The organism is Aeromonas sp. 603404, from assembly GCF_049171775.1.
In the GTDB taxonomy this organism is placed as follows: Bacteria; Pseudomonadota; Gammaproteobacteria; order Enterobacterales; family Aeromonadaceae; genus Aeromonas; species Aeromonas veronii_A.
Genome location: NZ_JAAKPE010000002.1, coordinates 394,935 through 410,070, shown reverse-complemented (window position 1 = coordinate 410,070; position 15,136 = coordinate 394,935). Strand labels below are relative to the sequence as shown.

Genomic DNA, 15,136 nt, shown 5'->3' with positions numbered 1-15,136 from the left:
CCCGAGCGGCCAAAGGGATCAGACTGTAAATCTGACGGCTCTGCCTTCGAAGGTTCGAATCCTTCTCCCTCCACCATCATTCAGAAAACCCGGCCTAGTGCCGGGTTTTCGCATTTTTGGCCCATCGCAATTCATTCTCCCTCTGCACTGCCAACCTTTATCACGGCTTGCCCGCGGCCGATCGAGCAATACAAAACGGGAGGCCTGCGCCTCCCGTTTAGATTCATATCAGCCCTGTTACGGGATGAAGCGTTACAGAGTAAAGCGATAGAAGATATCGACCGCCTGAGCCACCCCGCTCATCGCCTGCAGATAGAGCCGTGGCAATACCTCGTAGCGCAGCTTGAACTCGGCGATGGGGCTGAAGACCCCGACCCCGTACTGGAACTGCAGGCCCGGCAGCAGATATGCAGACAGAGTCACCTGGGTGTTGTCACCACTGCCCGCCGTATCGAGGGAGACATCGCTCATCCCCAGCGACTCGCCGATGCTCGACACCACGCCGTTGGCCTGACTCACCGCGCCGGCTACCAGCAGGCCGTTGAAACCGCCATCCTCACCGCCGGTCTGCAACCCTTTGCCGCGCAGCAGATAGGAGAGCTGTTCCGACTGCGCCATCTGCGGTTCGGAGTAGACAGTGATCTCCGGCTTGCTGGCAGGGCCAGTCACCCGCACCCCGACCGTCACCTGACCCTCGATGGTATCGGGATCCCGGTTGGCCTCGATGTTGAGGAACGGCCGATCCAGCGGACCGGAGAAGAGGATCCGCCCCTCCTTGATGATGAGGTTCTGACCATAGGCCTTGAAGCGGCCGTTGGTCAGCACCAGCTGGCCGTTGCCTGCCAGCGGTTTCTCGGGATCCTGACGGATATTGAGGCCACCGGAGACATCGGTCTTCAACCCCATGGCATCGAGCTTCACATCGTTGCCAAGGCGGATCGCCACCTTCATCGCCAGCGGCAGACTTGCCTGCTTGGGAGCAGGGGGCAGATCGTCATAGACCACGGTCACATCATCGGAGACCGCCACCGCCGAATCCGGCAGACTCTTGACCAGAATGCGCGCCCAGGGAATATCCACCTGACCGGTAATGCGGGTCTCCTCACCCAGCGACACCGCGATATCGGGCGAGACTCTGACCCGGCCCATGCCTGGATATTGCGCCTCCAGATCCTTGCCCTGAATGGTGAGGCTGCCGCTGACCGGCATCTTGGCCCAGCTGAGCCAGCCTCCCAGTGCCAGCGGCCCCTTGCCCACCAGCATGGAGCCATCGAGCTCGGCGCGATTGCCCTCGATCTTGAGGCGGGTCACCAGCTTGGTCAGGGTCACCATATCGGAGTGAGTCTGCACTTCACCGTCACGCAGGTTGAGCTGGCCAAACAGCAGGGGCGCCGCAAGCGTGCCGTCGAAACGGGCATCGGCGGAGATGATCCCTTGCAGGGAGCGCACCTCAGGGATGAGCGGCGCGAAGGTATTGAGCTTGAGATCGTCAAACTTGAGCTGACCACCGAGCAGACCGCGACCGGCAGGCTCCCTGATCAGCAGATCGGTATCGATATTGCCGATCTGTTTGGAGGCAAAATCGAGGCGAATGGCCGCCTGCTGCCGCTCGAAATCCAGGGCCAGAGCCAGCTGCTGATAGTCGGTCTTGAGGCCATCTGCCACAAAAGTGCCCGGCGTGGTGCGTACCACCGCATGCAGGGTCGGCTGATTGCCACGCCAGCTGGCACGCCCATCGGCCGAGAGCATCGCCTGCCAGCGGAAGTTGTCCGGCAACCAGGGGCGCAGCCGCTTGAGATCAAACTCGCTCAGGGCAAACTCCAGAGTCCCCTGGGCAGCGGAAACCTGACTCCCCTTGACGCAGAGGCTGGCCCCCTGGGAGCCGAGGCAGAGATCCCCCATCGCCAGACGCTGACGCGGCAGATCGAGATCCAGTGCCCACGGGGAGCTCAAGTCCCAACGGCGCAGCGGGGTTTTCAGCCGCAACTCGGAGAGCGCCCCGCGCCAGTGATCCCCGCGCACGCCGCCACCCAGTTTGAGGTTGGCCGCAACAGGGTCACCCTTCATGGTCAGGGTCAACAGATGTTGACTGATATCGCCGCTGAGGTTCAGGGCAAGCTGGCTGAGCTTGGTTTCGCCCTGTTTCAACTGCGCCACCAACAACGCGAGATCACCGGCCGGTTTGGCGCCGATCGCCGCATTGCCCTTGAGGCTAATACCCTTCATGTCGGTGCCGGCATAGTAGAGCCGCTCGGAGGCGAGATCCGCATCGATTTTTGGCGTCTGCTGATTGCCACTGACCTTCACCTGTCCCTTGATATCCCCTTTCAGGCCGGGATAGATGCCCCCCAGCTGGGGAGCCAGCAGGTTGGCATCGAGCTTCCACTGGGCGCTGCTGATACTGCCCTTGGCCTGCAACTGGTTGGGGCCACTTTGCAGCGAGAGCGTCGGGATCAGCCACTCCATCTTGTCGTTACCGCTAAGCTCCCCCTTGAGGGCCAGCGGATACTGGTTGAGTTTGCCATCCACCTTGAGCTTGGGCAGTTTCAGCTCCCAGTGGCCCGCTTCGTTCATCACGAAACGGCTCTCCAGCTCACCGGCCAGCGTCCCTTTCAGCTCGGGCAGCAGCTCGGCCGGATTGATCCCCTTGAACAGGGTGGTTCCCTGCCACTCGATCCCCTTGTTCCAGGCGAGCTTGCCATCGAGCTTGAGCTCCCCCTTGAGGGCATTGAGCTGCAAGGCGATCTTGCTGAGCCGCTCCAGATCCCCCTTCCCGTCCAGCGCAAGCTTGAAGGGGGGCACATCGGTCCCCTTGCCGGAGGTATTGAGGGCAAACTGGTAGCCGGAGAGCTTGCCCTTGGCAGTCAGGCTCCCTTTGTCCAGCCGATAGCTCGGCTCATCTTTGGCAGGCTTATGAAATGGCCAGCCGAGGCTCTTCCAGTCGAGGGCCAGATCAAAAGGGAGATCCGGGTCGAGGGCGGCCAGCGAGCCCCTGAGATTGGCGGCGACCGGCCCCTTGGCCGACAACGCCAACCCCAGCTTGCCGACCGAACCGCTCAGCGCCAGCGTGGCCTGCTCCCCTTGCAGCTCGCCATCCAGCAGTCCCTTGCGGGCCTTGGCATCCAGCGTCACCGCCAGCGGGTAGTCATCACTTAGCTGAATGTGGCCATTGAGCGCCAGACCGGCCATGGCGTGGCGCAGCGAGAGCTCGCGCACCTCGATGCGATCGTCGGCAGCAGTGGCCGACAGCAGCAACCTGTCGAGCCCTTCGATCAACTCGCCCTGCTTATATTGCACCCGGGTCGCGCTGACCCCTTCCAGCTTGATGGGGAAAGGAAGATGAATGGCGGGCAGGAGAATGGGGGCAGCCTTTGCCGTATTTGCAGCTGGCGCCCCTTTGCCCTGTTTGGCTGTCTCGGCGCTGGCCTTGTCGTTGCGCGCCACCGCAGCACCGGCTTGCTTCTCGTTAGCGGCTGGCTGCTTGGCAGATTTGGCTGCGCTGGCGGGTGCCGCGTCATCCAGCGTCACCGTCAGGTTATCAAGCACCGGGCCGCGTACAATCAGCCCCTTGCGGTTGAGGGTGGCGCCGATATCGAGGGACCCCAGGGTCACGGCAACACCGGGCACCGCCAGATCGAGATCGGCCACCTTGAGGCTGTCGACCTGAATTTTGAGTGGCAGCGGGCGCCAGACAAAGGGTTCGGAAGGCTCTTCCGGTGCAGGCTCCGAGTCGGCCACCTTCACCACCGGATGAGTCACTTCAAGCGATTTGATCCAGAGTTTGCCCTGCAGCAACTTGCCGAGATCCCAGTCGAGCACGGCGCGATCCACCGTGACATCCACCAGCTCATCCTGCCAGCCCACCCCTTCCAGGGTCCAGCCATAGCCAAGCTGACCGGCCACCAGCTCCCCCTTGAGGGAAGGCAGCGCCCCTTTGGCCTGTTGCCACAACCACTTGTTGCCCTGATGGGTAAAGCCCAGCAGGCTGACGCCGATGAGCAGCAGGAACACCAGCCCCATCAGCCAGAGAAAGATGCGTTTTAGCCAGATCACAATGCAGACCCCCGCGAAAGATACAGCCGCAGCGGCCAAAGAAAAAAGCGTTTAGACAACATCATAATTCAGGCCCCAGTGCGAAATGCAGCCGCAAGGGCTTGTCCTCCTCCGATACCCCGACCGCCAGATCCAGCCTGACCTGGCCGATGGGGGTGACCCAGCGCACACCGACGCCGGTACCTATTTTCCAGGGCTCGCTGTAATCGGTGGTGGAGGTGCCGCCATCCACAAACATGGCCCCCAGCCACTTCTCGCTGAAGCGGTAGTTGTATTCCAGACTGGCCACGCTGGTGTAGCGGCCACCGGTCAGCTTGCCATCCGGCCCGGTGGGGGAGATGCTCTCGTAACCAAAGCCGCGCACTGTCTGATCGCCACCGGTAAAGAAGCGCAAAGACGGCGGCACCAACGAGAAGCTGTCACCTATGATGGCCCCCTGCTCTGCCCGCATCAGGAATCTGTGGTTATCGCCGAGGGTTCGCAGCCACTTGCTGCGTCCCCACACCCGCATAAAGCTGATGTCGGAGCCCCATCTGGGGTCGGAGAACTCCAGCGTCAGTTGCTGGCGATCCCCCCAATCGGGCACCAGGGTGCCGCGCACCCGCAGTCGGGACCAGGAGACCCCGGGGATCAGCAGCAAGCTGTTCCCCTCGTCGGCGCCCTGGGTATAGATCTCGTTCTCCAGCCGGATAAAGACGTCCCGATCCCAGCTCTCCGGCCGCCGCGTCCAGCGGTGCACACCGATGGTAGTGAGATCGGATCGGGTATCGTTGTTGTCCTTGTACTGGTAACCGGTCTGGATGGAGTAGTAGTCCCGCAGCGGGTTGCCCACCGGGATCTGGTAGTCGAAGCTGAGCTCGGCCTCCGGCGCCGACACCTTGGCGGTGGCAAACAGGCGGTGGCCGTAGCGGTTGACCCAGGGCTTCTCCCAGGTGGCACTCATCCGCGGCCCTACGTCGGTGGCATAACCGATACCGGTCTCGATTTCGTGATCGACCCGGTTATCCAGCGTCACCGCGATGGGCACCCGATAGTTGCTCGCCTCGCTCAATACCGGCTTGATATCGACCTGACGGAACAGCTTGGTGGAGGAGACATCCTGCGACATCTCGGCCAGACGGATAGCGAGATAGGGATCGCCGCTCTTGATGTTGATAAGCGGGCGAATAAGGTGAAGCGCTTCGGGAGTGGCATCGTAGCGGATCTCGCCAAAACGGTAGCGATGGCCCGATTCGAACAGAATAAAGATCTCCGCCGTCCCCTTGTCCGGGAACACCTTGACCTGACTCTTGCTCAGCTTGGCATCAAAGTAACCGCGGGCCAGCCCGAGGCTGCCCAGATCGGCCTTGATGGATTCATATTTGGCGTGGTTGAGGGGCTCGCCCTCTTTGAGGGGCAACTTGTCCAACAGGGCGCTGTAAAGCTCGTCGCTGCCCGCATCCCCCTCCAGCAGAATATCGAGGCGGGAGACGATGACCGGCTCCCCCTTGTCCACCTCAATCACCACTTTGGACGGGGTTTTCTTGTCGCGACTCAGGGTGATTTTCGGCTGGTAGTAGCCATAAACCTGCAGCGCCTTTTGCACGCTCTCGGTGATTTTGGCTCGAGCCGGGCGGTATTGCCGCTCCTGATAGACTGGCAGGGCATTGAGGTAGGCTTCGACGTTATCCTTGTTCTCCCCTTTCAACCCCTTGACCTGGTAGGTGAGCTTGGCGGCAAACGCGGGTGAGGCCAGCAGCGACAGCAACAGGCCCACCCCCAGTACCCGCAGGCCGCGGCGAAAGGCAGGGCCGAACAGTGAACGCCCTGCCAGCAGGGATGAAATGCATCCTGTCAAAGGTCAATATTCCTGAATCTGTGGTGAAGGAAACCAGCGCCCTTTCGGGCCAACCCCGAATGCGGCGCAGCACGCCATGCCGTGCATGGCCGTGACACAAAAATGCGCGCCAGAAAAATGGCGAACCTTATCCTAACATAGGCATCGGCCAGCGACAGCGCGGTGCCATTGGCAAATTCACCATATCTTTTAAGAGGTTGACCACAAATCACACATTTTGGTGACAATGACGCCGCCCGCTTTCCCGATGAGGGCGAGCTGACCTGCCCTGAACAAGGGTCACTTGGTCGTCAGGCACCATTTGTCCCCCCTCCCCCCTCTCTTTACCACCAGAAACCCACCACGACAGAGTTTGTCGGCATAGCCCCACCCTCACCGTTTAACAGGCCCGGCACACGCCAAAGCCCGCCGTAGCGGGTGATTAAGAATTGCTCGTTCAGCGCAATCGAATTATCCCGCTGCCTTTGCAGACGTCCCTCCCTCACACTTGAACCATCAACTGAAGGAGACACATCATGCATGCACGTAGCGAACAGATGGCTGACTATATTGCCGATCGTCTCGAGTTCATCACCTTTCTCGCCTGTTGCAGCGCCCTGCTGGCCCTGCTGACCGGCATGAGTGGCCAGCAGGCGCTGGCCTTTACCGCCCTGAACCTGCCGTTTGGCCTCGGCATTTTGCTGGCGATGGCGCTGCTGGCCCCCCTGCCCGCCCACTGGCGACTGCCGGGCGTCACCTTGCTGCTGGCAGGTTGCGCCATGATGACCCTGCAACTGGGGGGAGTGTGGCTCAATCCGCTGGCCATCTGGAGCCTCTACGCCCTGCTCGGGCTGGAGATCATCTGGCAAGCGCGTCCCCGCGCCATGCTGGCCACCCGCGCTCGCCAATAACAAGTCTGACGAGCGCCGGTAAATGGTGGGCTGTGATGGCTGACGCCGGTGGCAAATTGGGGTACTCTTGCGCCCCCATTTGTCACCACACTTGGCATTAACAACCTTCGCCATCACTCCCAGGAGCGCCCCGATGAAAAAAGCCTGTGCCCAGCACATTCTGGTCAAGACCGAAAAACAGTGTCTGGAGATCAAGGAGAAGATCGAGAAGGGAGCCGACTTCGGCCTGATGGCCAAGCGCTTCTCCACCTGCGCTTCTGCAAAACGCAGCGGCGATCTGGGGGAGTTCAATAAAGGGGATATGGTCAAGCCCTTCGACGATGCCGTCTTCAAGGGTGAACTGCTCAAGGTGCTGGGGCCGGTGCGCACCAAGTTCGGCTTCCATCTGATCAAAGTACTCTATCGCAACTAAGTCATCGCAACTGACCATTTTCTCGGTGAAGCTCCCGTCAGGCGGGCTTCACCGACCTCTGCATTCCCCTCGCAAAACTGACCAAAACCACGCCAAACTCGCATCAATTTACTAACGTTATCAGGCAATTAAGTTTATCCTTCTCGGCATTGTCCACATTCGACGATGGATCCCGTGCTATGCCCCGCTCTTGCTTGTGGCCCCTGCTGGCCTGGTTACTCCCGCTCGCTGGCGCCCTCGGCAGCCGCTTTCATCTCTGGCCCTGGTGGATCGGTTTTGCGATCTGTCTCATCGGAGCCCTTGTCTCCCTGATCTTGCTGGTACGCCTACCCTGGAGCCGCAACCGCTACGCCAGCGGCCTTGGCGCCTTGCCACTGCTGCTACCGCTGACCTTTGTGGCACAGGCGCTGCGCATGCCGCTGATCAACGATGTGAGCACAGATCCCTACAATCCCCCCCAGCTACGCTGGGCGGCAGAGCTGAGAACCGCGCAGGATCTGCCAATAAATAGCGCCCCGCTGAAAGCAGTTGAGGCAAAACCCGGTCCTCTCTTTACCCATACCGCCCCCGAAGAGGTGGTTATTGAGGCTGAGGAGCTGATGCAGGAGCTGGGCTGGCAGGTACGACCCAGCCCCGACGGTCTGGATGCAGTGGTCACCACCGGCTGGTTCGGCTTTCAGGATGATGTGGCGCTGCGGGTCTTTGCTGGCCCCAAAGAGACCCGCATCGATATGCGATCAGCCTCCCGTCAGGGGCAAAGCGATCTGGGCACCAACCGGGCGCGGATCGAGGATTTCCTGACCCGCCTGAACGAGCGCCTCGGCCAGGCCTACAAACCCAATTTGAAACCGTAAGTGTGAAACAACAAGAAGGTAACTGATGCGCGTTGAGGTCAAACCCGACCGGGAATATGCCTGGTTTATCCGCCCCTTTTTCTGGCTGCAAAAGCGCAACTATGGTCAGGTGCTTATTCCGGGCAAGTGCTGGGGCCGCTCGCCGCGCCTCTTTGCCGCCGTCGCCACCCTCTATGGCGTCATCAACCGCAAGCGCTCCCCCATAGATCCCGTGCTGCGCTCGCTGGTGACGGTGCGGGTCTCCCAGCTCAACTGGTGCCGTTTTTGCGTCGACATCAACGCCATGACCTTGGTAAAGAGAGCCGGTTCCAGCGAGAAAGTGGAGGCGCTGGCCAACTGGCGCGAAAGCCCCTTGTTTGACGAGCGGGAAAAAGCGGTGCTCGACTATACCGAAGCGATGACTGGCCTCGATGGGGTGAGCGATGAACAGGCTGCCCGCCTCAAGCCCTGGTTCGACGACGATGCCATGGTGGAGCTGACCGGCCTTATCGCATTTCAGAACATGTCGGCCAAGTTCAACGCCGCCCTCGATATCGCGCCGCAGGGCTTCTGCCAGCTGCCGGTGCAACCGGAACGCCCTGCCCAGCCAGACAGCAAGGACGCCTGATGAACCGGACCCGCCTGCTGCTTGCACTGGTGATGGGGAGCCTTATCGGCACCTTTTTTGCCCTCGATCTTGGCCGTTACCTCACTCTGGACGCCTTGCAGGCCCAGCAGGCGGCAGTGGCGCAATGGGTCGACGGCCACTTTGTCTCGGCCAGCCTGCTGTTCGTGCTTATCTATGTGCTGAGCACCGCCCTCTCCCTACCCGGCGCCAGCTTGCTCACCCTGGGTGGCAGCGCTGTGTTCGGCGTCGGCTGGGGGCTACTGCTGGTCTCTTTCGCCAGCACCCTAGGCGCAACCCTGGCTTTTCTCAGCGCCCGCTTTCTGCTGCGCGACTGGGTCGAGCGGCGCTTTGGCGACAAGCTGGCCACCTTTCAGTCCGGCATGGCGAAGGAGGGGGCCTTCTATCTGCTCAGCCTGCGCCTCATCCCCATCTTCCCCTTCTTTTTGGTCAATCTGCTGATGGGGCTCACCCCCATCAGAGTCAGCACCTACTATTGGGTCAGCCAGCTTGGCATGCTGCCCGGCACCTTCGTCTATGTGCTGGCGGGCAGCGAGCTTGGCCAGTTAACCAGCACCGGCAATATCCTCTCCCCCGGCCTGATGGTCGCGTTGACCCTGCTGGGGCTGATGCCCTGGCTGGTCAAGAAATTGACCGACAAGCTCGCGCTGCGCCGCTTGCTCTCCCCCTACCGCAAACCCGCTCGCTACGACTACAACCTGCTGGTGATCGGTGCCGGTGCAGGTGGGCTGGTCACCAGCTATATCGCGGCAGCGGTGAAGGCCAAGGTGGCGCTCATCGAGAAACACAAGATGGGGGGCGATTGCCTCAACAGCGGTTGTGTCCCCTCCAAGGCATTGATCCGAAGCGCCCGCTTTGCCGCAGAGCAGCGTAAAGCCGACGAGCTGGGCTTTAGCCCAAGCCACTCCCGCGCCGATTTTGCCGCCGTGATGGAGCGGGTGGCTGAGGTTATCAAGGAGGTCGAGCCCCACGACTCCATAGAGCGCTATCAGGGGCTTGGAGTGGAATGCATCGAAGGGGAGGCGCGGCTGGTCTCTCCCTGGGAGGTGGAGGTTAACGGCCAGCGCCTTGCCAGCCGCCATATCGTTATCGCCACCGGCGCCCGGCCGCTGGTGCCCAAGCTGCCGGGGCTGGATCAGGTGCCTTACCTCACCTCGGATAGCCTCTGGCAACTGCGCACCCCGCCGCGCCGCCTACTGGTGCTGGGCGGTGGCCCTATCGGCTGCGAGCTGGCCCAGAGCTTCGCCCTGCTCGGCATTCCCGTGACCTTGGTGGAACTCTCGGAGCAACTGCTGCCCCGCGAAGATAGAGAGGTAGCCGACGCCCTGGCCGGGCAGATGAGCCGAGATGGCGTGCGGCTACTCACCGGCTGGCGCGCCGAACGAGCCGACTATCTGCCCGCAGCCAAGGGGGATCTACCCATCCGGCTGCAACTGCGCCGGGGCAATGAGACACAGGTGGTGGAAGGGGATCAACTGCTGCTGGCACTGGGTCGGGTCGCCAATGTGAGCGGCTTCGGGCTCGAAGCGTTGGGGGTCGAGCTTGCCCCCCGCGGCACCATAGCGGTCGATGGCTTTCTTGCCACCAACTTCCCCAGCATACTGGCAGTGGGAGACGTAGCGGGCCCTTACCAGTTCACCCACTTTGCCGCCCATCAGGCCTGGTATGCGGCAGTAAATGCCCTGTTTGGTCAGTTCAAGCGCTTTCGGGCCGACTATCGGGTCATTCCGGCGGCCACCTACACCACGCCGGAGATTGCCCGGGTCGGCCTCAATCGCAAGGAGGCCGAAGCGCAGGGGATTCCTTTCGAGGCGACCCGCTTTGAGCTGGCCGAGCTGGACAGAGCCATTGCCGATGGGGAGCGCCACGGTTTTATCGAAGTGCTGACCGTGCCGGGCAAGGATAATATCCTTGGCGCCACCATAGTGGGCACTCACGCCGGTGAGCGGATTGCCGAGTTCGTGCTCGCCATGCGTCACCGTCTCGGCCTTGGCAAGATCCTCGGCACCATTCACGCCTATCCCACCCTGATGGAGGGGAACAAATACGTGGCAGGTGAATGGAAACGGGCCCACCAGCCCACCCGGGGGCTGGCGTTGCTGGCCCGTTATCACCGCTGGCGCCGTGGCGCCTGACAATCAGGGAAACATTTATGCTCAAGCCATTCTCACAGCTCTGCTCACACCTCAACTCACACTGCAGATCTCGGCTCAAACAGCGGCTAAACGCCCTGCTGTGCGCCCTGCCACTGCTGGCCAGCGGCCCGCTGTTAGCCAGCCCTGATGACAACTGGCAACAGACCCTTGAGGAGGCGAAGGGGCAGACCGTCTACTTCAACGCCTGGGGCGGCAGCCCGGAGATCAACGCCTATCTGGTGTGGGCCGGGCAGGAGCTGGCGCGAGACTATCAGGTCAAGCTGGTACAGGTGAAGGTGGATGACATCGCCCAGAGCGTCAGCCAGCTGCTGGCCAACAAGCAGGCGGGCAAGCAAACTGGCGGCCCCATCGACCTGCTCTGGGTCAACGGCGAGAATTTCAAGGCGCTCAAGGAGCAGGGGCTGCTCGGTGCCCCCTTTACTCAAGAGCTGCCCAACATGGCGCTGGTAGACAACAGCCTGCCGGTGAGTGAGGACTTCACTCTGCCGGTGGAAGGGCTGGAAGCCCCCTGGGGCATCGGCCAGCTCAATCTGATGGTCGACACCGAAGAGGTCGCCAGAGCGCCCACCTCGGCTGCAGCCCTGCTGGCGTGGGCCAAGGCCCACCCCGGTCGCTTCACCTATCCCAAGCCGCCCCAGTTCCATGGCTCCAGCTTTCTCAAGCAGATCCTGCTGGAATTGACGCCAAACCCCGCCCCCCTCTATCGGGAGGCGACCGATACCGAGTTTACCCAACTCACCGCCCCGCTCTGGGCCTGGCTCGATGAGCTGCATCCGGCACTCTGGCGCAAGGGCAAACTGTTCCCCAGCAGCGCCGCCGAAACCCGCCAACTGCTCGATGATGGCGAACTGGCCATGGCCATCAGCTTCAATCCGCAGGAGGCGCAAAGCGCCGCCCAGATTGGCGCCCTGCCCCCCAGTGTGGAAGCGGTCGCCATGGAGAAAGGGGCTCTCACCAACAGCCATTTTCTCGCCATCCCCTTTAACGCTAACACCCGTGCGGGTGCCAAGGTGGTGGCCAACTTCCTGCTGAGCCCGGCGGCGCAGGCGCGCAAGGCCAATCCGGCCTTCTGGGGTGATCCCAGCGTGCTGCGGGCCGATACCCTGCCTGATTCAGCCAAGGGGCAACCGGCACTACGCTTCAAAGCAGTAGCCGAGCCTCACCCCAGCTGGCAGCTCAAGCTGGAAGCAGCCTGGGCAGAGCGTTACGGTCACTGATGAGTGCCGCTGGTCACCCGCTTTCCCGCTCCCGACCGTGGCGCCGGTTGACACGCCACCCCATTATGAGTATTGGGATGGCGGTCATTTATCTGGCGATCTTCGTCATCCCTCTGCTGGCGGGGCTGTGGCAACTGCTGGCGGAGGGGATGACCGCCTCTCATCTCGCCTTGCTGCTGGCCCAGCCTGGCCTATGGCACTCCGCTGCGCTGAGTCTGTGGATTGGCGCCGCCTCAACCCTTGGCAGCCTGCTGTTGACCGCCCTGCTGCTGGCCCACAGCAACAGCCGCGCTTTCGGCCTGCTCCGTCGCCTGCTCTCGCCCATGCTGGCCATGCCCCACGTCGCCTTTGCCATCGGCTTTGCCTTTCTGCTCGCCCCCTCCGGCTGGCTGCTGCGGCTCGTCTCGCCAGCTCTGACGGGTTTTGATTTCCCCCCCGACTGGCAGACCATTCGTGACCCTTGGGGGCTCGGGCTGATTGCACTGCTCGTTTTCAAGGAGACCCCCTTTCTGCTACTGATGGCCATGGCCGCACAGCAACCCATCCAGCTGGCACGCCAGCAGTGGCTGGGGGCGAGCCTCGGCTTCAGCGCCCCCCAGATCTGGTGGCGCCTGCTGCTGCCGGCGCTCTGGCCCGCCCTGCGCCTACCCATCTATGCAGTGGCGGCCTACGGAGTGGCGGTGGTGGATCTCGCCCAACTGCTCGGGCCTGACACCCCCGCCCCGCTGGCGGTGCGGTTGTGGCTCTGGTATCAGGACCCGGACCTGCTCTGGCGCGGCGCCACCGCCAGCGGCGCCCTGCTGCTGCTCGCTATCACGGCGCTGCTGATCGCCATGCTCAGATTACTGGAGTGGCTTCATCAAGAGGTGGGCAAAGGCTGCTGGCTCGATGGCAAACGAGCTGCGTCCCACTCCTTTGCCAACCGGCTCGCAGCAGGCTCTGCACTCACTCTGATCACCCTTAATCTGGCGGTGCTGGCGGCGCTGCTGCTCTGGTCACTGGCGCGCCGCTGGCCCTTTCCCGCCCTCTGGCCCAGCCAGTGGAGCAGTCATTACTGGCTGGATCTGCTGCCAACCCTGCTGCCACTGCTGGCAGCCAGCGCACTGCTGGCGCTGGTGAGCGGCTTGCTGGCACTGGTGATGGCGGTGCTGAGTCTGGAGGCGCAAGCCGGCCGCCGCCCCTGGCCACTCTGGCTTATCTGCCTGCCGCTATTGCTGCCGCAAGCGAGCCTGCTGTTTGGTATCCGGCTCGGGCTGGACTGGCTTGCACATGACTCGATAAGCAGCGGCATTGGCTGGGGCTGGGTGCTCTGGAGCCAGCTGCTGTTTGTCTTTCCCTATGTCTATTTGTGTCTGCACGGCCCCTATCGCCAGTTCGATCCGCGGATCACTCAGAGCGCCCTGCTGCTGGGGGCTACGCCGTGGCAAGCCTGGTGGCAGGTGAAAGCGCCGCTGCTGGCGCGCCCGCTGCTGTTTGCCTTCGGCGTCGGGGCAGCCGTGAGTTTGGCCCAGTATCTGCCGACCCTGCTCTTTGGCGCGGGCAGAGTGGTCACCATCACCACCGAAGCGGTGGCCATCGGCAGCGGCCTCAACCGGCGGCTGGCGGGGCTCTACGGCCTGCTGCAACTGCTGTTGCCACTCGTTATCTACCTGCTGGCACTCTGGCTGCCGGCGCGGATCAATCCGGCGCTCAAGGGTGGCTGCTCACGATGAACTCTCATGATGGAAATAGCCATGTGCTGAGCACCACGCCTCTTCGGCTTTACCTTGATGAAAAACTGCTGCTCTCGCTCCCTGCCCTGCAGGTGGCCACCGGCGAGGTATTGACCCTGATGGGGCCGAGCGGTTGCGGTAAAAGTTCCCTGCTGGCGGGGCTCGCCGGAGTACTGCCCGGCGCGCAGACAGATAGCGGCCCGATCCGGCTGGAGGGGGAGGTAAGGCTCGGCGAGCGGCCACTCAACGCCTTGCCCGCGCAAGCGCGGCGCATCGGCATGCTGTTTCAGGATGACCTGCTGTTTGACCATCTGACGGTGGCGGAGAACCTGATGTTCGGTATGCCTGCGACCATCAAGGGAAAACGTGCGCGGCGGGAAAAGGCACTGACAGCGTTAACGCAGGTCGCACTGGCGGATCAGGCTGACAAGCTGCCGCAGCTGCTGTCAGGGGGCCAGCGGGCGCGGGTCAGCCTGCTGCGGGCACTGTTGGCCGAACCCGACGCCCTGCTGCTGGACGAGCCCTTCTCCCGCCTCGACAAGCCGCTGCGGGCCGACTTTCGCGAACTGGTGTTCGCGCAGATCAAGGCGCAGGCCATCCCCGCCATCCTGGTGACCCACGATGCGGAAGACGCGCCGGGCACCATACTCAACCTCACCGAATGCCACTGTTAACCGAGGAGTGTTCACCTTGTTTGATCGCCATCTGATCCCCGTGATCCGCAGCCCTCTCACCCAGCTTGCCAAACCGCTCTGCCGTGCCGGGATCAGTGCCAATCAGGTGAGCCTCACCGGCTTTGCCATCGGCATGCTGGCGCTGCCGCTGCTGGCCTTTGGCTGTTATTCATGGGCGCTTGTGGCCATCCTGCTCAACCGGCTGCTGGACGGGCTCGATGGCGCCGTGGCGCGGGAAACCGGCATCACCGACTGCGGCGGCTTTCTCGACATCACCCTCGACTTTATTTTCTACGCCGCCGTGGTGCTGGGCTTTGCCCTCACCGCCCCCGCCAATGCGCTGCCCGCCGCCACCCTGCTATTTGCCTTTATGGGTACCGGCTCGAGCTTCCTGGCGTTTGCCATCATGGCGGGCAAGCGGGGCATCGACAATCCGGTCTACCACCACAAGTCTCTCTACTATCTGGGCGGTCTCACCGAGGGGAGCGAGACCATCGCCCTGTTCGTGCTGATGTGCCTGTGGCCCGCCGCCTTCGCCCCGCTCGCCTACGGCTTTGCCCTGCTCTGCGCCATCACCACCCTGACCCGACTCTGGAGCGGCTACCACACTCTACGTCCCCCCCAGCCATAAATAGCACAGCCCTCACCGGAGGGCTAATCCATCGCACGATGAATTGGCGGCAAACAAGGCGCACGGAACACTTGC

11 protein-coding genes are annotated in these 15,136 nt (G+C 62.4%); 9 read left to right on the top strand and 2 right to left on the bottom strand.

Translation table 11 applies throughout. From position 1 onward, the window contains the following. Positions 1–252 precede the first annotated feature (252 nt). Together G5306_RS05740 and G5306_RS05735 are read right to left on the bottom strand one after the other, a co-directional pair. A complete protein-coding gene (locus tag G5306_RS05740) occupies positions 253–4,053 on the bottom strand; it encodes a translocation/assembly module TamB domain-containing protein (RefSeq protein WP_421312539.1) in 3,801 nt (1,266 codons plus the stop codon). Positions 4,054–4,114: 61 nt separating this feature from the next. Beyond that, positions 4,115–5,890 (bottom strand): autotransporter assembly complex protein TamA, encoded by a 1,776-nt coding sequence (locus G5306_RS05735; protein ID WP_043818463.1) that lies wholly within the window; start codon positions 5,888–5,890, stop codon positions 4,115–4,117. A 515-nt stretch (positions 5,891–6,405) separates the two neighbouring features. Between G5306_RS05735 and G5306_RS05730 the strand changes: the two genes are divergently transcribed. From G5306_RS05730 to G5306_RS05690, 9 genes are all read left to right on the top strand, one after another. Further along, the gene (locus G5306_RS05730; protein ID WP_421312538.1) at positions 6,406–6,780 is read left to right on the top strand and encodes a hypothetical protein; all 375 of its coding nucleotides are present in this window, start codon (positions 6,406–6,408) and stop codon (positions 6,778–6,780) included. 133 nt (positions 6,781–6,913) lie between these two features. Further along, the gene (locus tag G5306_RS05725; RefSeq protein ID WP_421312537.1) at positions 6,914–7,192 is read left to right on the top strand and encodes a peptidylprolyl isomerase; all 279 of its coding nucleotides are present in this window, start codon (positions 6,914–6,916) and stop codon (positions 7,190–7,192) included. Between the two features lie 179 nt (positions 7,193–7,371). Continuing rightward, positions 7,372–8,046, top strand: coding sequence for a DUF1499 domain-containing protein (locus G5306_RS05720; RefSeq protein ID WP_216977405.1), 675 nt, complete (start codon positions 7,372–7,374; stop codon positions 8,044–8,046). A 25-nt stretch (positions 8,047–8,071) separates the two neighbouring features. Further along, positions 8,072–8,653, top strand: a complete 582-nt coding sequence (locus G5306_RS05715; RefSeq protein WP_021231092.1) for a carboxymuconolactone decarboxylase family protein — start codon at positions 8,072–8,074, stop codon at positions 8,651–8,653. After that, positions 8,653–10,806, top strand: coding sequence for an FAD-dependent oxidoreductase (locus G5306_RS05710; protein ID WP_421312536.1), 2,154 nt, complete (start codon positions 8,653–8,655; stop codon positions 10,804–10,806). The genes G5306_RS05715 and G5306_RS05710 overlap by 1 nt, the downstream gene beginning before the upstream one ends. Before the next feature lie 17 nt (positions 10,807–10,823). Next, complete coding sequence (locus G5306_RS05705; RefSeq protein WP_234887691.1) at positions 10,824–12,044, top strand: ABC transporter substrate-binding protein; 1,221 nt, start codon at positions 10,824–10,826, stop codon at positions 12,042–12,044. A gap of 77 nt (positions 12,045–12,121) precedes the next feature. After that, positions 12,122–13,756 (top strand): ABC transporter permease, encoded by a 1,635-nt coding sequence (locus tag G5306_RS05700; protein WP_421312535.1) that lies wholly within the window; start codon positions 12,122–12,124, stop codon positions 13,754–13,756. A 23-nt stretch (positions 13,757–13,779) separates the two neighbouring features. Beyond that, entirely contained in the window at positions 13,780–14,430 is a 651-nt protein-coding gene (locus tag G5306_RS05695; protein ID WP_421312544.1) for an ATP-binding cassette domain-containing protein, read from the top strand. Positions 14,431–14,446: 16 nt separating this feature from the next. Then, positions 14,447–15,061: a CDP-alcohol phosphatidyltransferase family protein gene (locus G5306_RS05690; RefSeq protein WP_421312534.1), complete on the top strand. Its 615-nt coding sequence runs from the start codon at positions 14,447–14,449 to the stop codon at positions 15,059–15,061. Positions 15,062–15,136: the final 75 nt, after the last annotated feature.

Coding starts and splice junctions, on each gene's coding strand:
- G5306_RS05725 (WP_421312537.1), top strand. CDS start 6,914: ATGAAAAAAGCCTGTGCCCAGCACATTCTGGTCAAGACCGAAAAACAG.
- G5306_RS05730 (WP_421312538.1), top strand. CDS start 6,406: ATGCATGCACGTAGCGAACAGATGGCTGACTATATTGCCGATCGTCTC.
- G5306_RS05700 (WP_421312535.1), top strand. CDS start 12,122: ATGGCGGTCATTTATCTGGCGATCTTCGTCATCCCTCTGCTGGCGGGG.
- G5306_RS05710 (WP_421312536.1), top strand. CDS start 8,653: ATGAACCGGACCCGCCTGCTGCTTGCACTGGTGATGGGGAGCCTTATC.
- G5306_RS05715 (WP_021231092.1), top strand. CDS start 8,072: ATGCGCGTTGAGGTCAAACCCGACCGGGAATATGCCTGGTTTATCCGC.
- G5306_RS05705 (WP_234887691.1), top strand. CDS start 10,824: ATGCTCAAGCCATTCTCACAGCTCTGCTCACACCTCAACTCACACTGC.
- G5306_RS05720 (WP_216977405.1), top strand. CDS start 7,372: ATGCCCCGCTCTTGCTTGTGGCCCCTGCTGGCCTGGTTACTCCCGCTC.